Here is a 23,770-nt window from a genome sequence, read left to right as displayed (position 1 = left end):
TTTCATGCGGATTTTTTTCCCTTGCTCATCAACTAAGTGTTGGTTAAGCTGTGGGAAAGCCTTATTATTCTAGCAAAATAAATAACATTTTAATGAACTCGGGGACCTTATGGATATTACAGAACTGTTAGCCTTTTCTGCTAAAAATGGTGCGTCGGATTTACACTTATCAGCAGGTTTGCCACCCATGATTCGTGTGGACGGGGAAGTACGTCGCATCAACCTGCCTGCACTGGAACATAAAGAAGTACACAAACTGGTGTACGACATCATGAATGACAAGCAACGCCGTGATTATGAAGAAAATCTGGAAACTGACTTCTCATTTGAAGTTCCAGGCGTGGCCCGTTTCCGTGTGAACGCATTTAACCAGAACCGCGGTGCAGGCGCAGTATTCCGTACTATTCCATCTAAAGTACTGACCATTGAAGATCTAGGTATGGGCCAGATCTTTAAAGATATCTGTGAATATCCACGTGGTATTGTACTGGTGACAGGACCAACCGGTTCGGGTAAATCAACGACGCTTGCAGCGATGCTGGACTATATCAATGACAATCGCTATGACCATATCCTGACCGTCGAAGATCCAATCGAATTTGTACACCAATCGAAAAAATGTCTGATCAACCAGCGTGAAGTGCATCGTGACACGCATGGATTTAATGAAGCATTACGTTCTGCATTACGTGAAGACCCGGATATTATTCTGGTCGGTGAGATGCGTGACCTTGAAACCATCCGTCTGGCATTAACTGCTGCAGAAACCGGTCACTTGGTCTTCGGTACCCTGCATACCACCTCAGCGGCAAAAACCATTGACCGTGTGATTGACGTGTTCCCTGCTGAAGAAAAAGACATGGTCCGTGCCATGTTGTCTGAATCGCTGCAAGCCGTTATTTCACAAACTCTGTTGAAGAAAAATGGGGGTGGTCGTGTGGCTGCACATGAAATCATGATCGGTATTCCAGCCATCCGTAACCTGATCCGTGAAAATAAAGTGGCACAGATGTACTCTGCGATTCAAACCGGTGCTAACTATGGCATGACCACGCTGGATCAAAGCCTGAAAACTCTGGTATCGAAAGGCATTATCAGTCCGCAAGTTGCCCGTACTGCAGCAAAACAGCCTGAATCATTCTTATAAAAATAATTAATTTTTTGGGGTTTTATCATGGACTTTAACGGCTTACTCAACTATATGGTAGAGAAAAAGGCCTCGGATCTGTTCATTACAGCCGATGTTGAACCCTCTATCAAAATTAATGGTCAGATTATACCGATTGGCTCGGTGAAATTACCGGGCGCGGCTGTGGGACAGCTACTTAACTCGATCATGACCGAGAAGCAGCGCAAGGAATTTGCCGACACACGCGAGTGTAACTTTGCCATCAGCAACCCGGACAAATCGGCACGTTTCCGTGTCAGCGCATTCCAGCAACGCGATCAGCCAGGCATGGTATTGCGCCGTATTGAAACCGTCATTCCGACTATGGATGAGCTGAAGTTACCGCCTATTCTAAAAGAACTGGCGATGACCAAACGCGGCATCATTATTTTTGTGGGTGCAACCGGTACCGGTAAATCGACTTCCCTCGCCTCTTTGATTGGCTACCGTAATGAAAATTCCAAAGGTCATATCATTACCATTGAAGACCCGATCGAATTTGTGCACCAGCATAAGGGTTGTATCATCACCCAGCGCGAAGTCGGCATTGATACTGACTCCTTTGAAGTGGCATTGAAAAATACCTTACGTCAGGCACCAGATGTGATTCTGATTGGTGAGATTCGTTCTCGCGAAACCATGGACTATGCGATTGCCTTTGCGGAAACCGGTCACCTGGTTTTTGCGACCCTGCACGCCAACAACGCCAACCAGGCCATCGACCGTATCATTCACTTCTTCGAAGCCGACCGTCACAGCCAGCTGTTTATGGATCTGTCCCTCAACATGAAAGCCATTGTGGCACAGCAACTGATTCCTACCATTGATGGTAATGGCCGCCGTGCAGCGATTGAAATCCTGATCAATTCGCCATTGATTGCGGATCTGATCCGTAAAGGTGATGTGCATGAGATCAAGGATCTGATGAAACGTTCACGTGAACTGGGCATGCAAACCTTCGACCAGGCATTATATGACCTGTATAAGGCCAAGCAGATTAGCTATAAAGATGCACTAAAACATGCTGACTCACCAAACGACCTGCGTCTGCAAATCAAACTGTCAGAAGAAGGTGGAGAGCATTTATTACGTGCGCATTCCAATATTACTTTTGATGGTCAAACCTGATCATTTTCCAAGCATAAAAAACAGGCTTTTAATAAAGCCTGTTTTTATTTCAGCCGAAAGCTGAATTATTTCTTACGGTAAGCTTCCTGACATTCAGGCGCGTCACAATAACCGTAAAGATTAAGTGAATGACCAGTCAATGCAAAACCAAATTTCTTCGCAACTTCGTGCTGTTCATGTTCAATAACATCATTTGTAAATTCAACGACTTTGTTGCAATTTTGACAAACCAAGTGATCGTGATGATCTTCCTGCATAATTTCAAAAACTGAGTGATTATTTTCAAAATTATGACGTTCGATAATCCCTGCTGCCTCAAATTGTGTTAACACACGATACACAGTTGCAAGACCCACATCTTCCCCTTGTTCGAGTAAAGTCTTATAAATGTCTTCAGCGCTAAGGTGATGCCGTCTAGAGTTTTCTAATAGTTCTAATATTTTAATTCGTGGAAGGGTAACTTTCAGTCCAGCTTTTCGTAAATCTTGGTTTGAAATAGGCATGTAAAAAGGTCTCTCAACAAAATCAAAGTTGGAATAGGCAACAAAGTTTAGATGCAGTATGATCTATCCTTGGATCAAATGCATCATAATTAATTTGGGATAGTGTAGCAAAATGCAAAAAATCATGCTGACGTTATTCGTCACTTCATTGCTTGTCGGCTGTTCGACATTAGGTGTGTACAAAGTTGATATTCCTCAAGGAACACCTTTAACTCAAGCACAAGCCTCTAAAATTCAGGTAGGAATGAGCCACCAACAGGTGCGTTTCCTGCTCGGTAGTCCAACAGTATCTGATCCGCTCAATCCGCTACGCTGGGACTACATCTACAACTATACCCCAGGAACCTATGCTAAAAAAGCCAAGATCCCAGCAGCCCAAGGCCAGCATCTAAAAATTTACTTTAATCAGTCTGGTATCGTAGAGCGTATTGAAGGTCTGGAAACCATTCCAGAATCTCAGCCAGGTCTACCAGGTTCCAAAGAAGCGATCTTAAATGCTCCACCACTATAATCGGTTTTGCATAAAAAAACCCCTGTATGATCAGGGGTTTTTTTAATTAAATAGATTGATTTATCAAATAATCAGACCATCTATTCAATAAAGCCACATTCCACTAATCGGAACGTTTATTTTGCTTGAAACGGTTACCTTTGGCATAACGGCCCACCGGATTCTTTTCAGCGCGTTTACGGCGAATATCCTTGGGATTAATGGTTAAAGCACGATAAATCTCTACCCGATCCCCTGCTGCCAATGGCTGGGTGTGATCCTGTAGCTTAACGCCAAAAATACCCAGACTCAGAGGTTCAGGCAATTCCACCTGTGCACGGATTCCGCTTTGCTCAATTGCATCCAATGCGGTCATGCCGGGCTGGAAAGGTACGGCAATATGAAACTGTTGTTCCAAGGTAGCATAGGCTACCCAGATCATTGCCTCAGTCATCAGAAAAATTGTCCTAGTACAGCAATAATGGCCAAAATAATTGAAACTGGCAAGACGATACGTACTGCGATACGCCAGATGTTATACACCGCTTCTGAACTGAAGTTCATCGATTTACGCAAATGACTGATTTTCATGATCCAGCCAGCAAACAAGGCATAAATCAGACTGATCACCAGTCCCCAAAGAATCAGCAGATTATTGAAAACAGGAGCAACATTTGGAATTAACCAGACCAAGGTAGCAGCGATCACAATCGCCCACTGAATAATGATATTCATTTGACGTTGCTGTAACTGCTCACGTGCCATTTGCGTAAGCAAAGCAGCGGCCGCGACAATGGCTGCGATTAAAGCAAATGCAGGGATTTCAGCTTTCACTGCAAAGAAACCAAAGGCGATGATAGCTAATAGCTGCGCCACCCAAATCGGTACGGCTGTTTTAGTCGCAACATCCTGCTGTTTTACGACAGCCAAGCTTGATTGCCAATACAGCCCCATACCCAGCCCACTTGCTACCAAAGCCAATACAGTGGCATTGCCCCACTCTACGAATTGGATGGGTGTTACCTGCCAAGCCGGTAATTCAGTTCCCACTACATTCGCCATAATCAAAGATGCAAGTACGCCGATCGCAGTGATCCCAACCAGAATTAAACGTGGTATCAGCGACAATACAAATGCAGCAATTGCCAGCACCGCAAAAATCACTGGCTGCTGAACATCGAGCTTGGCAACTGCAATCACATTAGAAGCATAATTGAGCATTGCACCCGCAAGGAATGGAATAAATACAACTGCCAACCAGCCGACGATCCGCCAGCGCTGAGAACTATCAGCTTCACGAGTAAGGCTCGACAATGCCTGTAGTGCAGTGGTTTTTGAGCGTTTCGCCAGAGCAATTTCCAGATAACAGACTGGAAGAGCCAGTATTAGCATGGTCGCTAACCACAACATCCAGAAATCAAGCTGACGGTCAATCTGAATACCTGTTATCGGTGCGAGTGTCGCAATGATAAGGAAGGATAAACAGAAAGCCATCAGAGGCGATAACCATTTTGACATAGCATTGTCCTGCATGATGTATTCCTATAAAAATCTAGCGCTATTTTGCCTTGTGAGGCGATGAAAATCAAAAACAAAAAAGCAAATCACCATGCCCGTGATTTGCTGCGCAAATTTATTATTAAGCTTTATTTTTGTTATTAAGCTTTATTTTTTATTTCCCCGATTTGTCTTTATTTTAAGAAGAATCGAGTTATGAGAAGAAACGGGCAAACCAGTTTTTACCCTTTTTCTTTTCCTTATCTTTAATAATTCCCATCATATTTTCTTTTACTGCACCGACATAATCCGCATCATCGTGCTGAATATGATTGATCAGCCATTTAGATAATACTTCATGTAATTCCGCTTCAATAGATTGGCCTAATTCAAAACGGTCACGATAAGATTCAATCTTTTTAATAAATAGGTCATGCACACGTTTATGTGGCACACGATATTTATAACCCGCTTCTTCCTGAAGTGATTCTTCAAAGGTAAAATGTGACTGGGTATAATCAATAATATTTTCTAGAATCTGTTTAATACGAGCACGATCGGTATTGGCATCAACTCCATCAATCTCATTGATATAATCGAGAATTCGTTTGTGCTGATCGTCAATCACATCGATACCAGTATTATAATCTGGAACCCATTTCATTTTCATTACGACCACCTATTGATATTAATGATTTATCGCTTGAAAAAGATCATATATCTAATTGATTTAAATAAAAATGAAGTAAATCGGTTGGTTTTCAGCTTATTTTCTATTTAATTAATGTAAATCCTTGTTTATCCAATAAATTATATTTTAAACCCGACCACAAGAATAAAGTATTTTTTGATCGATTTTATATTTCATGGTTTATTTATTTTAATGATTTCACTATAAAATAAATATCAAATTCAAAAAACAGGAGCGATGGCCTGTTTTTTAATATCGGATTTCAACCAGATTTAATATAAATCTGCTTTAGTCACTCGTTTTAGCGAAGGATCCAGACGCTCTCTTTCCAGACGGGCGACATGTGTCAATTGAGAACGATATTTGGCCCCATCTCTGAACAAAATCATTTCACCTTCTTGAAATGCTGTCCATTCTTCATTCTGCGTTAGCGGTTCCGTAGTAATCACAGCGACCCGATCTTCAGGCGTGGTGACCTGACTAAAATCCACTTCAACTTCGATATCAATCAGTTGGGCTGGCTTAAATGGATATTCACGAACCAGCCAATGCAGTTTAGTCGTTGCATAGGTAAATAATGCCTGACCATTGGACAGACAGAAATTAAAAGTGCCATGCTCTGCAATGGATGGAGAAATATCAGTCAGCAAATCAAAGACCTGATCCAGCTTCGGTTCATCATAACCAAACCGTTTCACCAGTTGATCCAGCAAATAACAGAAAGCGCGCTCACTGTCAGTATTCCCAACTGGCGTAAAACGGCCCGAAGGCTCAGGCAAAAAATCTTTTAAATCACCATTATGGGCAAAGATCCATTGTCGTCCCCATAATTCACGGCTAAACGGATGCGAATTTTCCAGATTAATTTTGCCCTGTGTCGCCTTACGGATATGCGCAATCACATTACGGGATTTGATCGGATAATTGCGCACCAGTTCTGCAATCGGTGATTCAACAGCTGACTGATTATCAACAAATAAGCGGCAAGCCTTATCTTCAAAGAAAGCAATTCCAAAACCATCAGAATGATCTGAGGTAATCCCCGCCCGCTGAGAAAAACCTCGAAATGAAAAGGTAATATCTGTTGGTGTCGCACAATTCATTCCCAGTAGCTGGCACATAATCTTCATTCAGGTCACAGAGTATTCTTAAGGTTATTGTGCATCACAGGCTGAGCCTTTTCAAATCTCGATCATTGCAATGCTATGCGCTAAAAATGCTAATAAACTATTTTTTTATATTTAATTTAGCAAAAGAAGTTTAAGCTTCAAAGCTCAAGTTAAAAATGAATACCTTAAATTTAACTTTAATATTTCTAGTGATCACAATCATAAAATAAAAGAAATAAAAAAGAGCCTCAAGCGAGACTCTTTGATATTCAATTTATCTTTATGGACGATGTGGATTGGAACGATTGGTAATTAAAGTTCCCACACCATGATCAGTAAAGATTTCTAACAGGCTGGCATGCGGTACGCGACCATCCACGATATGCGCACTGATCACGCCGCCTTTTACTGCATCAAGCGCACAGCCGACTTTAGGAATCATACCACCATAGATCACACCTGTTTCGATCAGACGATCAACTTCTTGGGTCGTTAAACCGGTCAACAGATTTTTATTTTCGTCCAGCACACCGGTAATATTCGTCAGAAGAATCAGTTTTTCTGCCCCTAATGCTTCTGCCACTTTACCCGCGACCAGATCGGCATTGATGTTATAAGTATTGCCTTCTTCATCGACACCGAGTGGTGCAATCACTGGAATGAAATCACTGTTGGTAAACATTTCCAGTACGTCAGTTTTTACACCCATCACTTCACCGACCATACCCAGGTCTACTTTCTGGATTGAACCGTCTTCAGCCGTCTTTTCCATTAATAGCTTTTTGGCACGCAGCAAGTTGCCATCTTTACCGGTTAGACCAATTGCACGACCACCATGTTTGTTGATTAGGTTCACGATTGATTTGTTTACGCTGCCGCCTAGAACCATCTCAACCACTTCCATGGTTGCCGGATCTGTCACACGCATACCGTCAATGCGGTCAGATTCACGGCCTAGCTGTTTCAGCATAGAATCTACTTGTGGGCCACCGCCGTGTACCACAATCGGGTTTAAACCCACTGTTTTTAATAAAACGATATCACGTGCAAAAGAGCTTTCCAGCTCAGGATCCGTCATCGCGTTGCCACCGTATTTTACCACTAGGGTTTTACCCGCAAAGCGTTGGATATACGGCAAAGCTTCAGTCAAAATTTGTGCTTTGTCGATGCCTGTATGCTGATTTGGCATTCGCCTCTCCTTATTGAGCATCTAAAATGTCTTGAGCGATCTGTGGATAACGGTCACGCAACATGGATACAAACAGATGTCGAATTTCATTCAGGCCTTGTGCATCATTGGCATCAAAGCGCACCGTGAAATATTCACCCGTATTGGATGCTCGAATGATGCCAAAACCATCATCAAAATCAAGACGTATCCCGTCAATTTTACTGATTCGTGCATTTAATTGCGTAGATTGCTGCTCAACAAAGTTTAAAAGCTCAACAGGCTGCACCTGATGAGTAGAAATATATAAGTCTTCAGTTCCATGACGTTTTGGATAAGCACGTAAGGCTTCACTTATGGTCATACCTTTCTGATCCAGATATTCCATGACCCGAAGCGCCGCATAGAGGCCATCATCATAGCCCCAGCCACGTCCGTCATTAAAAACATAATGCCCCGCATATTCACCACCAAAAATGGCCTGATGCTGGGACTGCGCCAGATATTTACGCAGGAATGAGCTACCAGTGCGAATCATCACCGGTTTTCCGCCCAGGCGTTGAACTGTATCGCGAATCAGGGTTGAACATTTAACATCATAAACAAACTGACATGCTTCTGTGCCAGTCATACAAATTTCTGCGAATAAACAGAGAAGCTGATCAGCACTAATAATAACCCCCTGCTCATCCACCAGTACCAACCGGTCCCCATCACCATCTAGGGCAATACCCAAATCAGCCTGCTGTTGCAGGACGACCTGACGTAAGGTTTGCAAATGTGCTTCCTGAGAGGGATCAGGCGCATGATCAGGAAAATGCCCATTGGCTTCACAACGTAAGGCGGTAACTTCACAACCTAGTTTTTGGAGTACCAAATTGGCACAGCGTCCTGCTGAACCGTTCAGGCCATCCAACACCACTTTAAATGGGTGCTTCAGCTGAATATCTTCAAGCATTTCCTGCTGATATTGCAGACAAAATTCGGGAATAATTTGGTGAGGCAAATCATTCAAACACGATAAAGAACTATTTACATGAAGTTTTGCTTTTTGTGCGACCTGCTGAATCATCTCGGGACAAGGCGGCTCCCCTGCAATAATCCATTTAATTCCATTATCTTCTTTAGGATTATGGCTAGCCGTTACCATCACACCATTGCCATCAAAGTGACGCGCTGTGTAGTACAGCATCGGACTGGAACAACAGCCGATAATAGCGGCTTCAATAGCATAGTCCTGAAAAATACGGCGAATGGTTTCAGCAAAAGCCGGACTGCTGATGCGGGCATCATAGCCAATCGCAACCCGAGTCTGCTCCGCAGCTTGATATTGCTGAGCCAGACCATGCGCAATAGCATCAATCACACCTGTATTGAGTAAACTGACTTTACCTCGGATATCGTAGGCACGAAAAATGTGAGCCGGAAAGGGTTGATTCATGGATCCCATAAACTGTTCTTTTCACTATTGAATATAAGGGGATAAAATAATGATTAAGCAATCATCATGACTTTAAACATTTGTTTTTGTTTTAAGACTCTGTATTTTTATATGAATTGAATGTGACAATCAATTATAAAAGTATAATTATTAATCTTTTATGTATTTAATTTGTATAACTAGTAAAATAAATAAACCTGACTAAAAATGACTTCTTGCATTATTTATCATCTATTTTCTTAAATTCTGAATAATTTTATTTTTCTATTTAAATGATACTAAAAATTTATTTAAATATTTTTCATTAAAATAAAATTCAAGAATAAAGTTTATTAAATAGCTCTGTCATTTTTTTATTATTTTTATGATTAAAACTCTAAAAAAAAGATGACTTAACCCAGAACATCCAAGTTAAGTCATCCTTTAATTTTAGTTTTTACCAGTATGACCGAAACCACCTGCGCCACGCTCGGTTGCTTCAAATTCATTCACCAGATCAAACTCAGCCTGTACCACAGGGACTAATACATATTGGGCTAAACGCTCACCAGGCTCCAGGCTAAATGCAGTTTGACTACGGTTCCATACAGAGACCATCAGCTCGCCTTGGTAATCCGAATCGATCAGGCCAACCAGGTTGCCTAAAACGATCCCATGTTTATGACCTAAACCAGAACGTGGCAAGATCAAGCCAGCAAATGCTGGATCTTCAATATAAATTGCCAAACCAGTTTTTACTAAAACTGTTTGACCTGGTTCAATTACAGTCGTTTCGTTGACACATGCACGAAGATCGAGTCCTGCTGAGCCAGTCGTTGCATAAGTCGGCAATGGCCATTCCTGACCCAGACGTGAATCAAGGACTTTCACCTGAACTTTCATGTATTTATTCCTGTTGTTTAATATCAAAAAATTTAAAGAATCAAAATCGTAGTGTTCTGTTACTTTTAGCGTTTAATCAAGGCACGTAAATTATCCAGATAATGCTGAGCCTGCTGTTTTGGATCAATATTACCAGCCAGTTTTTTCTTACGGCCCAACCATTCCAGCTCATCTTCTGGAAGCTCATCCAGGAAGCGGCTTGGGGTCATCTGTTTCATCTGCCCACCCGCCTTACGTTGCTCAGCCAAGGTAATAGTCAAGCCCTGACGCGCACGGGTAATCCCCACATACATTAAACGCCGTTCTTCTTCGACTGTTTCCGCAGCAATCGAGTTTTTATGCGGCAGAATTTCTTCTTCCAGGCCGATCAGATAGACATACGGGAATTCCAGTCCTTTAGATGCATGTAAGGTCAGAAGGTTGACCTTATCGGTATCTTCTTCTTCCTGCTGCTGTTCCAGCATATCGAGGAGCACCATTTTACGGATGACACTTTCGATATTCTTTTCATCGACATCTTCTGCACGATTGATCAGACTCTGAATACTGCTATACAGCACTTCAATATTATCGAGTTTGGTTTTTTCCTGTGCTGGCGTCGCTGCGGATTCCTTGATATAGTCGATATAGCCTGCTTCCACCATCATCTGACGGATGATCGGTACCGGCTCATCATCTTCCAGCAAGTTACGGGTAAAGTTATTAATAAAATCTGAAAATTCTGCCAGTTGTGTCGTTGCTTTCTTTGGAATGACCATGGTTAGACGTTGATCGCCTGCTGCTGACAGTAGAGACAGATTATTTTCCTGGGCAAACAGACCGAGTTTTTCCAGCGTTACCGGGCCAATGGCACGTTTCGGCGTGTTAATAATTCGCAGGAAAGCGCTGTCATCTTCTGGGTTAATGATCAAGCGCAAGTAACTCATGATGTCTTTGATCTCTGCACGCGCAAAGAAGGACTGACCACCAGAAAGCTTGTAAGGAATCTGCATCTGGCGCAGCTGGGTTTCCAGAATACGTGCCTGGAAATTACCACGATACAGAATCGCGTAATCTTTCCAATTTTTACCATTCATCAGCTTATGCGTGATCAGGTCTTTGACTACGCGTTCTGCTTCATCGTCATCATTACGACAAGTGATGACCCGAATCACTTCACCGTGACCTTTATCTGACCAAAGCTTTTTATCAAAGATATGCGGGTTGTTGCCAATAACAGTATTGGCAGCTTTCAGAATACGACTGGTAGAACGATAGTTCTGTTCCAGCTTGATCACTTTCAGATTCGGGAAATCCTGTTGTAACAGCGCCATATTTTCTGGCTTGGCACCACGCCAGGCATAAATCGACTGATCATCATCGCCTACCGCGGTGAACTGGCCCATGACCCCGACCAATAATTTTACCAGAATATACTGTGCCGTATTGGTATCCTGATATTCGTCAACCAGCAAATAACGTACACGGTTCTGCCATTTATCCCGGACTTCAGCATTTTCCTGTAGCAGACGCGTTGGCATCACAATCAGGTCATCAAAATCGACGGCGTTATAGGCACGCAGATTTCGCTCATAGAGCTGGTATAAATGCGCAAACTGAATATCTTCTGGAGTTTCACAAGTCGTGTGAGCCTGTTCTGGCGGAATCAGATCGTTTTTCCAGTCGGAAATCATCTTCATCGCTTTGGCAATCAGTTCTTTGCTTTCAGCACCAGATAAGTTATCGCGATGCATCAGATCCATCAGAATTCGCTTACAGTCATCGGCATCCAGAATCGAGAAATTATTTTTTAGCGGTGTGTGTTTCAGCTCTAAACGTAATAGGTTCAGACCAAAAGTATGGAAGGTCGAGACTGAAAGGCCCTTGGCTTCTTCTCGGGTCAGCAATTTGGTGACACGCTCTTTCATTTCACGTGCCGCCTTGTTGGTAAAGGTCATTGCCGTGATCCGGTGGGCCGGAATACCACAATGCTTGACCAAGTACGCGATTTTTCTTGTAATTACCGAGGTCTTGCCTGAACCCGCTCCGGCAAGTACTAACAAGGGTCCTTGAGTATATTTCATGGCTTCAAGTTGCTTGTCATTTAACTGACTGGCGAGTGACATATGGCTTCCTCTTCTAGATTCGGCTCCGATTATAGTCATCTCATGCCCAGATGCCTAATTGAAAATTCATTTTCCTGCGTCATCTTTCAGACATAAAAAAACCACCCGAAGGTGGTTTTTCTGCAAAATCAGTGATTACTGAACGGCATATACTGCGATTTCAACACGACGGTTTTGTTCTTTACCAGCCGCAGTTGAGTTGTCTGCGATCGGGTTCGCTGAACCAAGACCTTGTGCATTAATACGAGTACGTGCTACGCCTTGACCAGCAAGGTAGTTCGCAACAGATTGTGCACGTGCTTGAGACAATGGAATGTTGATTGAGTCATTACCAGTGCTGTCTGTATAACCAGTTACCAAAATACCGCTTTGGCTGTCTTCAGTTAGAACTTGAGCAACTTTATTCAATGTTGCATAGAAGTTTGGTTTGATGTTTGACTTGTTAGTGTCAAATGTAATCGCACCAGGCATTACAAGGTTAATCGAACCATCTGCATTACGGTTAACGTCTACGCCAGTACCCGCTGTTGCTTGACGTAATTTTTTCTCTTTATTATCCAGATAGACGCCCGCTGCACCACCTACCACAGCACCAATTGCTGCTGCACGGTTGTTTTGACGGCTAGTATTGGCATTACTTTTAGAAACGCCGTAGCCAGCTGCAGCACCAATTAAAGTACCTAGAGCCGCTTTATCATATTCCACACCACCGATGTTACTGCCAGTTGATTGACAACCTGTAAGTGCTACGGCCCCTGCTACAGCTGCTGAAATGACTAGTGCACGCATCGCATGACTCCTTGTTGTATGCTTTGTTGTATAAACGAGATAATGATTTAAATTGAATGGGCTAACCATTGAATTTTTGTTAATAATAAATCGTTTAGTAATATTTTGTAATGTTTATATGTAACTAAATCAAAGTAGTTCGTCACAATATCTTCATAGTTTCCTGTTCAGGCTTTTTTATTTGCCTAACTGTCTCTATATTACTCAAAATATGAAAAAATTTGAGCGATTAATCTGTGGGGACTGTTTGGATATGTCATCGAATAGCAACAAGCAACCGACTTTAAAAAAACTGGCACGTGGCCTGACGGTCACTTCAGTCATGACTGGTAGTACTTTTTTTCATGGCCCCCCGGTGCTGGCCTTGGGTTTAACCAAAATTTTTAAAAAATCCGCAAAAGTGGATGAAACCAATATCAAGATTACCAACAGCTGGTTAGGGGTCAACAACTGGCTGATTGAGCATGTGCTGAAAAACACGCAATGGCAAATCAGCGTAGATGAATCACTGGATTTGAATATGCAGGGCCGTTATTTGATGACCTGTAATCATCAGAGCTGGGTCGATACTACTGTCAATCAATACTTCGGTCTGACCCGTATGCCCCTGACGCGCTTCTTTACCAAATGGGAACTTATTTTTATTCCTTTTGTTGGTCAGGCCTTTAAAATTTTGGGTTTTCCAATGATGAAACGGCATAGCAAGGAACAGATTGCTAAAAATCCTGCGCTGAAATATCGGGATATGGAAGAGGCACGTAAATCCTGTGAACAGCTGATCAGTCAGCCTTTTACCCTGTTAAATTATCTGGAAGGCACCCGCTTTACCCAAGAAAAGCATGATCAGCAGCAGTCTCCCTATACACATTTACTGAAACCTAAAGCCGGTGGTCTGGCATTGGCGCTCAGTATTCTCGGCGATAAAATTGATGCGCTGGTCGACATGACCATTGTTTATCTTGATGGTATTCCGAGCTATGGTGAATTTTGGTTAGGTGAAGTGCCACGTATTGCGGTAAATTTAAGAAAAATTGATATTCCTGACTGGGTACTGGGCGGCAATTATGAAGATGATGCTGAATATCGTGCACGTTTTCAAAAATGGATTGATCAAATCTGGACTGAAAAAGATCAGCTCATCGCACAAATGAAGCAGAACTTTGCCCGAGCCCCAGTCGGATCTGTAACCGAGTAATTATGAAGAGCGACAATCCGGACATTATGTCCAGCTCATTTAAATTTGTTCGTAAAGGAACATGGGGCTGGAAAATTGCACTGATTTACGACATTTTCATGATGGTTTTAATCATCATCAATCTGTTCTGTCTCAGTGCCAATGCCATTCTGATGAGCGATTTTGGGCAGTGGTTGTTTGACTTCATTCGTTTACCGGAAATCTTGCAGTTTTATAAAAGTGATTTACGCCCTTGGGTCATCATTACAGAGGGTTGGTTTACCACTTTCTTGGTTTGTGAATTACTGGCACGCTGGGTCATCGCAATTGTCCTGCGTCATCATCGACGCTGGTGGTTCTTCCCTTTTGTACACTGGTATGAAATTTTATCCATTATCCCTCAGCTACGTTTTCTGCGCCTGCTACGTGCGGTTGCTATTGGCTACAACCTGCATAGTCATGGTTATAAAGTAATTCCCAACCGCTGGTATCGCCAAGGTAACTTTTATTACAACATGCTGATGGAAGAGCTTTCCAGCCGGGTGGTACTTACCGTACTGGATGGTATCAAGCGTGAACTGACCACGAGCACATCACATAAACAGTTAATTGATGATTTGGTGGAACATCACCGTAAATTACTGGCCATTGCTTTGGCAGATATCTTGCAAGAATCTTTGGGCAAGGAATTACAATCACAACGTTCCATGATCGCTAAAAATGTAGGGCAAGTAGTCAATCAGGCGATTGAAGATACTCCAGAACTGACCCAATTATTACGTTTGATTCCAATTGTGGGCAGCCGGATTGAACAGCAAATTCAAAGTATTGGTCAACGCCTGGGAGAAAATATTACGCAAGGACTAATTGAACCATTTACCCACACAGGTCAAAAAGAAAATCCGACTTTTACCCTAATTTCAGATAAAATCAGCCAGATTCAGATTGAACATAATCCACATATTGATAAATTGGTCGAATCGGCTGTTTTTGAAACACTTGAAGCAATCCGAAAACAGGTGAAAGTCAAACAGTGGCAACAGATTTTAGAAGAACATGAGCAAAATCAGGGCTCAATAGATAGATGAGTTTTCATTTGTGGAATCGGCTAAGATAAGCCGATTCTATTCGTATAAAAAAATAACTTGGATCGCTAGAGAATTAACGAAATTTGTTCTAGGATTTGCACTATTTACAACATTGCTTCGACACAAAACCAGCACGTCAGAAGTATTTAAGGAAGAATTATGGCTGACATACGGATAAAAGGCAGAATGGTCAATGCGATACGCATTAGCCTAGATACCAATGATCATGATGCAATCCGCCAGCAACTTAGCCCAAAATTACAAGCAGCATTTCCGCCAGGCACATTGGCGGTAATTGAAAGTTCGGTTGAACAGGAACTCATTGCGCTGATTCAACTGTTAATCAGTCTGGATGTACAGCCTATGGCTGTTACTGAAGGCTTACTTGGAGATCAGGCGCGCGCCATTCAGTTCCCGGTACTGCCACCTGATCGCCAGTTAGAGGAAATTAAAGCCACCAAAGAACAGGTCGTGGAAGTTAAACCAGAACCTACAGCGGTGAATGATGATCAAGCGCCTGCTGCCCCGATCGTTGCGCATATCACTTCATATCATGATGAAATTCTGCGTACTGGCCAATGTATCGTGCAGTATAATGGCGACATTATTATCAATGCCGGTATCAACAGTGGGTCAGAAGTGATTGCTTCAGGCAATATTCATGTCTATGGCAGCGTGCGTGGTCGTGTCATTGCAGGTGTCGGTGGCAATACGGCGGCACGTATTTTCTGTCATAGCCTCGAAGCAGAACTGGTTTCGATCGCAGGCACCTATTGCGTAGCGGATGACATTCCTCCGCATGTGGTCAAAAAATCAGTGCATATTTACTTGAATGATCAACATGAGCTTGTATTTGAAGCTCTACAATTTTAATGTATAAATAAACACCAAAAACCCCATTTTAAACAGGGGATTTGAACCATAACAGGAGTGGATTCGGTGGCGAAAATTGTTGTCGTAACATCAGGCAAAGGTGGTGTAGGTAAAACTACAACAAGTGCATCTTTTGCAACAGGTTTAGCCCTACGTGGTCACAAAACTGTTGTTATTGATTTTGATGTAGGTTTACGTAACCTTGATTTGATTATGGGCTGTGAACGCCGTGTAGTTTATGATTTTGTGAATGTTTTAAATAACGAAGCACGATTACAACAAGCACTGATTCGCGATAAAGATATTGAGAATTTATATATTTTACCTGCTTCCCAAACACGTGATAAAGATGCCTTAACCGATGAGGGTGTAGCACGTGTAATGGATGAGCTTTCGCAGGAATTTGACTATATTATTTGTGATTCACCTGCCGGTATCGAGCGTGGTGCCATTCTGGCCATGTACCATGCGGATGAAGCGATCATTGTGACCAACCCTGAAATTTCTTCAGTCCGTGACTCTGACCGTATCATTGGTATGCTCGATAGCAAAACAAAAAAAGTAGAACAAAACGAAGGTCGCATCCGTAAGCATCTGTGTATTACCCGTTTCAATCCGGAACGTGCCGATAAACAGGAAATGCTGACGATTGACGATATTTCTAAGGATATTTTACGTGTACCGACCGTAGGTGTTATTCCTGAATGTCCAAGCGTTTTACAAGCATCAAACGAAGGTAAGCCAGTGATTCTTTTCACTGAGGCTTCAGCGGGTCAGGCTTATGATGACCTGGTGGCGCGTTTCCTTGGTGAAGAGCGTCCTTACCGTCATATTGAGGTAAAACCTAAGGGCTGGTTAGCACGATTATTTGGAGCGTAAACATGGCTGGATTCTGGAGTAAACTTTTTAGTAGCGAGGATAAACCATCAAGCGCACAAACCGCAAAAGACCGTTTGAAAGTCATTGTTGCTTCTGAACAGGGTTTGGGGCGCCGTTTGAGTCAGGATAAAATTGACCAGATGAAGACAGAAATCATGCAAGTGGTCAATCGCTACGTCCGCGGAGTTGATGAACAGCACATTCAGATGCAGGTACGTTCTGAAGCAAATATTGAAATGCTTGAAATGAATATCAATTTACCTGAAGAGCGATAATCTGAATTTTGATTAGTCAAGTAAATTGATTCAAGGCAAAATATGAGCCTCAACAAAGCACCGCTTTGTTGAGGTGCAAGACAAGAAGCTTTGCTTCGCGTAGATTTGATAGTAATTATTATTTTATCTAGTCTCAAAACGTGAAGTGATACTTCGAATGGACAAAGTGCATGATAAGACTTTGCCTCTTGCGAACTCATATTTTGCCTTTTTTCATGCCGAAGAATTACATCAAGGAGATTGCGATGGCATTATCTCAACCAGCGACCTTTAACGAAGAATGGTCAGATGAGCGTGTATATGCCTACCTGAATCAGCTTCCTCCTGCAGGCGTCAATGCAGATTTTCATGTGCTTTATCATGCATTCAAGCATATGCGTCCTTTTGACTATGAGCGCCTGTTAACCAAATTTGTCGCAGACGGTCGCGATCTTAACGCCACCAATCCAGAAGGACAGCGCATTCATGACGTGATTGCCACTTATCCACGTCAAAGTGCCGAGTTCCTGGCAGTATTAGAAAAATTTGCATAAATTGAAATGCATAAAAAAGCCTGCTTTAAGCAGGCTTTTTTATCACTCGAGATTCTGGATTTAAACCAAAATCTCACGCTTACCATTGGCACCCATTGAGCTGACAATGCCATTTTCTTCCATCTGGTCAATGATCCGTGCAGCACGGTTATAACCTAGACTGAATTTACGCTGCAAAGATGAAGTTGATGCTTTGCGGGTTTCCAAAACAAAAGCCACACACTGGTCATACAGCGCATCTCGATCTGATCCGCCATCTCCACCATCTTCAAAGCCGCGACTAGACGGTTCTTCATCGAATGGAGTCAGGATCTCATCCACATAGTTTGGTGCACCACGTTCACGCCATGCATCACAGATTCGGTTCACCTCATCATCGGCAATAAAGGCACCGTGTACGCGCTCAGGCTCAATTTTACCCGGGCCAAGGAACAGCATATCACCATGACCTAGCAGGTCTTCTGCACCACCTGCATCGAGAATGGTACGTGAGTCAATTTTCGAGTTCACACGAAGTGCGACACGTGTTGGAATATTCGCCTTAATCAGACCGGTGATGACATCTACCGATGGACGCTGAGTGGCCAGTAACAGGTGAATACCAGCAGCACGGGATTTCTGTGCCAGACGGGTAATCATTTCTTCAGCTTTCTTACCGACCTGCATGATCATATCTGCGAACTCGTCCGCTACGATCACAATTGAAGGTAGTGGTGTCAGACGTGGCGCACGCTCCCCTGCCACAGACTCACTGGCTTTCCAGGTTGGATCAAATAGCTCTTCACCATTGGCAAGCGCCTCTTCCACCTTACGGTTATAATCACTGAGCTTACGAATTTTCAGGAAGGACATCAGCTTATAACGGCGTTCCATTTCATTCACACACCAGTTCAAGGCACTGACCGCATCTTTCATATCAGTCACGACTGGCGTTAACAGATGTGGAATATCGTTATAGTTGGCCAATTCAAGCTGTTTTGGATCGATCAGAATTAAGCGTAACTGATCAGGTGTGTATTTTAATAGCATCGATAGAATCATCGAGTTAACCGCCACCGATTTACCAGAACCTGTAGTCCCTGCTACCAGCATATGCGGTGCTTTACCCAGTTCAGTAATTACGGGATTACCTGAAATATCCTTACCCATGGCCATCGACAAAATGCCATCGGGATCATTGAATTTTGGAATCTGTACCAGTTCAATCAAACGCACCATTTCACGGCTGCTGTTCGGAACTTCAATACCGATATAAGGCTTACCTGGAATAACTTCGACTACACGTACTGAAGCCATTGACATCGAACGGGCCAAGTCACGTGAAATATTAGTGACTTTGGAAGCTTTCACACCAGGTGCAAGGTCCAGTTCAAAACGTGTCACGACTGGACCTGGTTGAGCTTCGACTACTTTGGCTTTAACGTTAAATTCCTGAAGTTTGATTTCCAGAAGTTCTGATAAACGGGATAATTGTTCTTCAGTGAAATTCACTTTTTTGTTCGGATCAACTTTATCCAGCAATTCCAGACCCGGCAATGGTGACAGGTCTTTACGGCGCTCAGCGACCTGCATAGCACGTGACATTGGACGACCAGCGGCATCCGTCAGTGGCGCATCGAAGTCAAACTCGTCTTCCTCCTGGGGCTTACCGGCAGTTTCATGCCAAGCTTCAATAAATTCTTCTTTGGACAATGCTTCCCGAACTGCTGCATTAGTCGCTGCGGTTTGAGCTGTTGTCTCTACACGCTGAATCGGTGCCTGAACAAAAGCAGAAGACTGGGCATAGCTTGATGCACGTACAGGTGCGGGTTTTGGCTCATCAGCTTCAACCAGCAAGTCATCCAGATCATCAAAATCCGCTTCCAGGCTGGTATTTTTAACCGCATGTGCAGCCATGAGCGGAGCAGCAGTGGAACTGACCGTTCCAGCATCTTCTACAATTCTGAGGGATTTTTCAGCTGCTGCTGAATTGAACGGGCTATGCACATCCGTTGCGGTTTTACCTTGCGGAACTGCTGCCAATAACTCATCAAAAATTTCATCATCATCCCAGTCCAGATTATTCTTAGCTGTAGCGGATGATATCACTTCATGAGCACTGTGATTTGTTGGTGTAGCTGCAAATGCGTCAGGAGAAAATTCGGCCTGCTCTTCTTCTGCAGCTTTAAGTAAAGCATCGATATCCTGCTTGTGACGCTGGTCTTCATTGGAATGTAACGCACGCCACACCTCTCCTGTTGCCACCACACGATCCGGCTCTGCTGTTCGCGGTGCTTCCTGAACAGGTTCTGTAACTGATGCCTGTACAGGTTCAGAGATATCTTCTTCATAGTGGTGAGGCTGGTGTGATTCTTTATCTGCAAAATCCTCAAACAGGCGCTCAGCGACATGATCGCGAACTACAGGATCGACTTCTACCAGATTATGTTCAGGTGCGGCAGTGACTGGTACTGTCACTTTTTTGGCAGCTGTTTTTACTGCTTCTTTTTTAATAACAGGTGCAGTACGGTCAAAATCCGACATACCTTCTGGCACATTACGGTAGAACAGGTCTTGCAGATAAGCAGGCGTTGCCTTGAGACTGCTCCAGGTCTTGTTCCATTTCACACCAAATGCCAAGGTAAACAGAACCACCCAAAGCACAAGCAAGAAAAAAGCTGCGCCATAGACAGTTAGTAATTGTTCAAGACTTTGGCCCAGCTCATAGCCAATAATGCCGCCTGAAGAATTGTCCAGCGTATCAGCTGGAACTTGCCAGAATAGAAACAGCAATGCTGATGTGGTCAATAACAGGAAGAATTGGGCAGCATAACGGAATGGACGGTTCAGGAAGCTGCGCGGCCACCAGACCTGGATTGCTTCCATAAACAGATACACAGGGATCAGCAGGCTTGCCCAGCCGAGAAAGCCAAATAACAGGTCTGAAATCCAGGCCCCCGCAACCCCACTCGCATTTGAAACTGTCTGCGTATCACTAGAGATATGCATCCACCCCGGATCAAATGGTGTATAGGTCACTGTTGCAAGAAACAGATAAATCCCAAATGAGACTAAAAATAATGTCATTACTAAGCGCTGTGCATAGGCACTCGACACCGCTGTCATATACTGTCCTGTAACCAATTCTTCATGAATATTCTTTTGCTGGTATGCTTCAAAAAAAGCGTCGCAATAAAATGCATATTATGCACCTGTTGCATCAAAAAAGATGCATTATTGTGTACTTCTTCTATATAGCCTAAATCGATTTCGATGATCAATAATATCGACTTTAATCTCACACCACTGTTATACAGTTTCACGTATAATTCAATAAATTTCTAAATAAAAAAGGATACAGCGAATGAGCGCACGTCACTCACGACTGATTATTTTAGGTTCTGGCCCTGCTGGCTATAGCGCAGCAGTCTATGCAGCGCGTGCAAACTTAAAACCTACCCTGATTGCAGGTCTGCAACTGGGCGGTCAATTAACCACAACGACTGAAGTAGATAACTGGCCTGGCGATCCTGAGGGTCTGACCGGTCCAGCTTTAATGGAACGTATGCAGGCTCATGCAGAACGTTTTGGTACTGAAATTGTCTATGATCATATCAATGAAGTTGACCTTAACGTTCGTCCATTCGTTCTCAAAGGCGATATGGAAGAATTTACTTGTGATGCCCTGATCATTTGTACTGGCGCAACTGCGCAATACCTGGGTCTGGAATCAGAAGCTGCATTTATGGGTCAAGGCGTGAGCGCGTGTGCAACCTGTGACGGTTTCTTCTATAAAGAACAAAAAGTGATGGTTGTAGGCGGTGGTAATACCGCTGTTGAAGAAGCGTTATATCTCTCTAACATCGCTTCTCATGTGACTCTGGTCCATCGTCGTGACACGCTACGTTCTGAAAAAATCCTGCAAGACCATCTTTTTGAAAAAGAAAAAGAAGGCAAAATCAGTATTATCTGGAATCATCAGGTAGAAGAAGTGTTGGGTGATACCACTGGCGTCACTGCGGTGCGTTTAAAATCTACTCAAGATGATTCAACTCAGGATGTTGAAGTTTCGGGTCTGTTTGTTGCTATTGGTCATAAACCAAATAGCACCATGTTTGAAGGCCAGCTAGAACTGCGTGATGGCTATATTCAGGTTCAAAGCGGTACCGCGGGCAATGCCACTCAAACTTCTATCCCAGGTGTATTTGCTGCAGGCGATATTGCAGACAGTATCTATCGTCAGGCGATTACTTCTGCAGGTTCAGGCTGTATGGCGGCACTGGATGCAGAAAAATATCTTGATGCCATGGGCAAATTAGACTAAGCAGCGAAAATAAAAAGACCGTCCATCATGGGCGGTTTTTTTATGTATGATAAAAACAGTCTATTACAAGATCAGGATTCTGCATGCATCTTCTTCCTCCTTCACAGTACATTTTCCCCAATCCTGAAGAAGCGGATCTTGAAGGCGAAGGCCTGATTTGTATCGGTGCAGACCTCTCCCCTTCTACTTTGTATGAGGCCTATACCCATGGTCTGTTTCCCTGGTTTTCTGAAGGTGATCCGATCTGTTGGTGGAGTCCGGAACCACGCTGCATTATCCGGCCAGAGGATTATCATCCAAGCAAATCGCTACTTCGAAGCATGAAAAAGCAGGATTATAAAATTACGGTGAATCATGCTTTTGAAAGAGTGATCCGTTCCTGCTCATTGCCTCGCGCTTATGCAGATGAAACCTGGATTAGTGAAGAGATCATTCAAGGTTATTGCGATCTGTTCGATGCGGGTTATGGTTATAGTATTGAGGTTTGGGATGAAGATCGCGTAGTAGGTGGACTCTATGGGGTGACTATCGGCAAGGGCTGCTTTGGTGAATCCATGTTCAGTACCCAAACCGATGTTTCTAAAATGGCTTTCTATACATTAATGCTGATTGGCAGAGAAAATCAGTTGCCCTGGATTGACTGTCAATTGGTGAATGATCACTTGATGAGTCTAGGCGCCTGTACAATTTCTCGCCATACATATCTTAAATCGTTACAAGATGTGATAAAACAGCCTGCGATCAATTGGAAAAAGTATCAAGACGGTGTATTTTCAAGTAAAACAATAGCGCAGTCTGCGCGATTAAGTGAATGAAAATAACAGAGGGCACTTGTTATGAACTCTTATCAACCACAGTCCCTGCTGAACGATTTACAGTATTATATTACGCCACCGCATGACTGTAGCTATCTGCCAAATAAGTCCGCGCGCATGGTTTTTCTTGATCCAGCGCATCGTATTGATGTAGTCACGCTGTCCGAACTTTCTCGTACCGGTTTCCGTCGTAGTGGTGATTTTGTCTATCGGCCTGAATGCCACCTGTGCCGCCAATGTTTATCTTCACGTATTCCTGTTCATGAATTTCAGATGAACAGCTCGCAAAAAAAAGCCTGGAAACGTAATCAGGATTTGACGGTTAAAATTACCCATCCTGAACAGGCCACAGATATACATTATGCCCTCTATGAACGTTATATTAATGAACGCCATGCAGATGGTGATATGTATCCACCTAGCCGTGACCAGTTCGAAAAGTTTTTACTGCAAAGCTGTACCGATAGTTTCTTTCTGGAATTATGGAAAGATGATCGTCTGATCAGTGTATCGACTTGTGACCTGCTCGATGATGGCGTTTCAGCGGTGTATACTTTCTTTGAACCTGATGAGAACCGCCGTTCCCTTGGTGCCTTTGCAATTCTGAAACAGATTGAACACACTCAAAAACTTGGTTTGCAGTTTGTCTATCTAGGCTACTGGGTTCCACATTCAGCCAAAATGAATTACAAGTCTCAATACCTGCCACTTGAATTATTGATCGACGGGCAATGGCGCCGATTAAACCGCACCCTTACCCCGGTGGAGATTGAACATCTGGGAAACTCCTTGATGACGACTTTGCCTAGCGGATGGAATAATCCCATCATCAAGTAAGTTATTCGTCAAATAAGAGCCG

Annotated in this window: 23 protein-coding genes; 12 read left to right on the top strand and 11 right to left on the bottom strand. The window is 43.2% G+C overall.

Annotation, left to right across the window (positions count from 1 at the left end; translation table 11 throughout):
- The first annotated feature begins 109 nt into the window (after positions 1-109).
- Together FOC32_RS08050 and FOC32_RS08045 are read left to right on the top strand one after the other, a co-directional pair.
- The gene (locus FOC32_RS08050) at positions 110-1,147 is read left to right on the top strand and encodes a type IV pilus twitching motility protein PilT (RefSeq protein ID WP_004783232.1); all 1,038 of its coding nucleotides are present in this window, start codon (positions 110-112) and stop codon (positions 1,145-1,147) included.
- Between the two features lie 27 nt (positions 1,148-1,174).
- Positions 1,175-2,296: a PilT/PilU family type 4a pilus ATPase gene (locus tag FOC32_RS08045; protein WP_175966850.1), complete on the top strand. Its 1,122-nt coding sequence runs from the start codon at positions 1,175-1,177 to the stop codon at positions 2,294-2,296.
- 65 nt (positions 2,297-2,361) lie between these two features.
- On the opposite strand, the gene fur is transcribed toward FOC32_RS08045, so the two are convergent.
- A complete protein-coding gene (gene fur / locus FOC32_RS08040; protein ID WP_004783237.1) occupies positions 2,362-2,799 on the bottom strand; it encodes a ferric iron uptake transcriptional regulator in 438 nt (145 codons plus the stop codon).
- Between the two features lie 112 nt (positions 2,800-2,911).
- Here fur and FOC32_RS08035 point away from each other — a divergent pair, with 112 nt between their 5' ends.
- Positions 2,912-3,310: an outer membrane protein assembly factor BamE gene (locus FOC32_RS08035; RefSeq protein WP_004783238.1), complete on the top strand. Its 399-nt coding sequence runs from the start codon at positions 2,912-2,914 to the stop codon at positions 3,308-3,310.
- Positions 3,311-3,413: 103 nt separating this feature from the next.
- Here the strand turns inward: FOC32_RS08035 and FOC32_RS08030 are convergent, their stop codons facing one another.
- The 9 genes from FOC32_RS08030 to FOC32_RS07990 all read right to left on the bottom strand — a co-directional run bounded on the left by FOC32_RS08030 (position 3,414) and on the right by FOC32_RS07990 (position 12,971).
- Positions 3,414-3,743, bottom strand: a complete 330-nt coding sequence (locus FOC32_RS08030) for an RnfH family protein (protein ID WP_175966848.1) — start codon at positions 3,741-3,743, stop codon at positions 3,414-3,416.
- On the bottom strand, positions 3,743-4,822 hold the full coding sequence (locus tag FOC32_RS08025; protein WP_175966847.1) for a hypothetical protein: 1,080 nt from the start codon (positions 4,820-4,822) through the stop codon (positions 3,743-3,745). The genes FOC32_RS08030 and FOC32_RS08025 overlap by 1 nt, the downstream gene beginning before the upstream one ends.
- A 178-nt stretch (positions 4,823-5,000) precedes the next feature.
- Positions 5,001-5,456: a bacteriohemerythrin gene (locus FOC32_RS08020; RefSeq protein ID WP_175966845.1), complete on the bottom strand. Its 456-nt coding sequence runs from the start codon at positions 5,454-5,456 to the stop codon at positions 5,001-5,003.
- 293 nt (positions 5,457-5,749) lie between these two features.
- On the bottom strand, positions 5,750-6,598 hold the full coding sequence (locus tag FOC32_RS08015) for a class II glutamine amidotransferase (protein WP_175968169.1): 849 nt from the start codon (positions 6,596-6,598) through the stop codon (positions 5,750-5,752).
- A gap of 268 nt (positions 6,599-6,866) precedes the next feature.
- Entirely contained in the window at positions 6,867-7,775 is a 909-nt protein-coding gene (gene argB, locus FOC32_RS08010) for an acetylglutamate kinase (RefSeq protein ID WP_004783250.1), read from the bottom strand.
- 10 nt (positions 7,776-7,785) lie between these two features.
- Positions 7,786-9,204: a phosphomannomutase/phosphoglucomutase gene (locus tag FOC32_RS08005; protein WP_175966843.1), complete on the bottom strand. Its 1,419-nt coding sequence runs from the start codon at positions 9,202-9,204 to the stop codon at positions 7,786-7,788.
- A gap of 420 nt (positions 9,205-9,624) precedes the next feature.
- Positions 9,625-10,077, bottom strand: a complete 453-nt coding sequence (gene dut, locus FOC32_RS08000) for a dUTP diphosphatase (RefSeq protein WP_004783254.1) — start codon at positions 10,075-10,077, stop codon at positions 9,625-9,627.
- Positions 10,078-10,142: 65 nt separating this feature from the next.
- Entirely contained in the window at positions 10,143-12,182 is a 2,040-nt protein-coding gene (rep, locus tag FOC32_RS07995; RefSeq protein WP_004783256.1) for a DNA helicase Rep, read from the bottom strand.
- Between the two features lie 135 nt (positions 12,183-12,317).
- Positions 12,318-12,971, bottom strand: a complete 654-nt coding sequence (locus tag FOC32_RS07990) for an OmpA family protein (RefSeq protein ID WP_034171490.1) — start codon at positions 12,969-12,971, stop codon at positions 12,318-12,320.
- A gap of 253 nt (positions 12,972-13,224) precedes the next feature.
- Here FOC32_RS07990 and FOC32_RS07985 point away from each other — a divergent pair, with 253 nt between their 5' ends.
- From FOC32_RS07985 to FOC32_RS07960, 6 genes are all read left to right on the top strand, one after another.
- Positions 13,225-14,166: an acyltransferase gene (locus FOC32_RS07985; RefSeq protein WP_175966841.1), complete on the top strand. Its 942-nt coding sequence runs from the start codon at positions 13,225-13,227 to the stop codon at positions 14,164-14,166.
- A gap of 2 nt (positions 14,167-14,168) precedes the next feature.
- Positions 14,169-15,233, top strand: coding sequence for a preprotein translocase subunit SecA (locus FOC32_RS07980; protein WP_175966840.1), 1,065 nt, complete (start codon positions 14,169-14,171; stop codon positions 15,231-15,233).
- 159 nt (positions 15,234-15,392) lie between these two features.
- The gene (gene minC / locus FOC32_RS07975) at positions 15,393-16,106 is read left to right on the top strand and encodes a septum site-determining protein MinC (protein WP_104426556.1); all 714 of its coding nucleotides are present in this window, start codon (positions 15,393-15,395) and stop codon (positions 16,104-16,106) included.
- A 66-nt stretch (positions 16,107-16,172) separates the two neighbouring features.
- Positions 16,173-16,985, top strand: a complete 813-nt coding sequence (gene minD / locus FOC32_RS07970) for a septum site-determining protein MinD (protein ID WP_175966838.1) — start codon at positions 16,173-16,175, stop codon at positions 16,983-16,985.
- A 2-nt stretch (positions 16,986-16,987) separates the two neighbouring features.
- A complete protein-coding gene (gene minE / locus FOC32_RS07965) occupies positions 16,988-17,260 on the top strand; it encodes a cell division topological specificity factor MinE (protein ID WP_004783265.1) in 273 nt (90 codons plus the stop codon).
- 245 nt (positions 17,261-17,505) lie between these two features.
- The gene (locus tag FOC32_RS07960) at positions 17,506-17,793 is read left to right on the top strand and encodes a PA4642 family protein (RefSeq protein ID WP_004783267.1); all 288 of its coding nucleotides are present in this window, start codon (positions 17,506-17,508) and stop codon (positions 17,791-17,793) included.
- A gap of 60 nt (positions 17,794-17,853) precedes the next feature.
- On the opposite strand, the gene FOC32_RS07955 is transcribed toward FOC32_RS07960, so the two are convergent.
- Positions 17,854-20,898: a DNA translocase FtsK gene (locus tag FOC32_RS07955; RefSeq protein ID WP_175966836.1), complete on the bottom strand. Its 3,045-nt coding sequence runs from the start codon at positions 20,896-20,898 to the stop codon at positions 17,854-17,856.
- 238 nt (positions 20,899-21,136) lie between these two features.
- Here FOC32_RS07955 and trxB point away from each other — a divergent pair, with 238 nt between their 5' ends.
- The 3 genes from trxB (at position 21,137) to FOC32_RS07940 (ending at position 23,748) form a co-directional block, all read left to right on the top strand.
- A complete protein-coding gene (gene trxB, locus FOC32_RS07950; RefSeq protein ID WP_004783272.1) occupies positions 21,137-22,096 on the top strand; it encodes a thioredoxin-disulfide reductase in 960 nt (319 codons plus the stop codon).
- Between the two features lie 83 nt (positions 22,097-22,179).
- Complete coding sequence (gene aat / locus FOC32_RS07945) at positions 22,180-22,911, top strand: leucyl/phenylalanyl-tRNA--protein transferase (RefSeq protein ID WP_175966834.1); 732 nt, start codon at positions 22,180-22,182, stop codon at positions 22,909-22,911.
- A 21-nt stretch (positions 22,912-22,932) separates the two neighbouring features.
- On the top strand, positions 22,933-23,748 hold the full coding sequence (locus FOC32_RS07940) for an arginyltransferase (RefSeq protein WP_004783276.1): 816 nt from the start codon (positions 22,933-22,935) through the stop codon (positions 23,746-23,748).
- The last annotated feature ends 22 nt before the right edge of the window (positions 23,749-23,770 follow it).

This window comes from Acinetobacter sp. FDAARGOS_724, from assembly GCF_013364475.1.
Lineage (GTDB): Bacteria > Pseudomonadota > Gammaproteobacteria > Pseudomonadales > Moraxellaceae > Acinetobacter > Acinetobacter variabilis.
Note: the sequence above shows the minus strand (reverse complement) of the source record. Positions and strands in the feature narration are given on the sequence as shown.